General features: G+C 44.4%; 1 protein-coding gene. It reads left to right on the forward strand.

Annotation, left to right across the window (positions count from 1 at the left end; all coding sequences use genetic code 11):
- Positions 1–511, forward strand: a 511-nt coding sequence (locus tag R8N49_RS30625; protein ID WP_318190886.1) for a DUF3458 domain-containing protein, incomplete at both ends; no start/stop codon positions are given.

Consider the following 511-nt stretch of genomic DNA (forward strand, 5'->3'; position numbering starts at 1 on the left):
CCTAAAAGAAGGTTTGACGGTGTTCCGTGATCAAGAGTTTTCTTCTGACTTAGGTTCACGAGCGGTAAATCGAATCGACAACGTGCGCATTATTCGTGGCCCTCAGTTTGCTGAAGATGCAAGCCCAATGTCACACCCAATTCGTCCTGACAAAGTTATTGAAATGAATAACTTTTATACGCTGACCGTTTATGAAAAGGGCAGTGAAGTGATTCGTATGTACCACACTTTGCTTGGCGAGGAAGGCTTCCAAAAAGGTATGAAGCTTTACTTTGAGCGTCACGACGGTACAGCGGCAACATGTGAAGACTTCGTTTCTGCAATGGAAGATGCAACGGGCGTTGACCTTAAGCAATTCCGTCTATGGTATAGCCAATCTGGTACACCAACACTTCGTGTAAACAGCGAATACAACGCTGAAGCAAAAACTTACGCGCTAACAGTTGAGCAATTTACTGAAGCAACGCAAGACCAAGCAGAAAAACAAGCACTGCACATTCCATTCGATATC

The sequence above is a fragment of the Vibrio sp. 1978 genome (genome assembly GCF_033344345.1).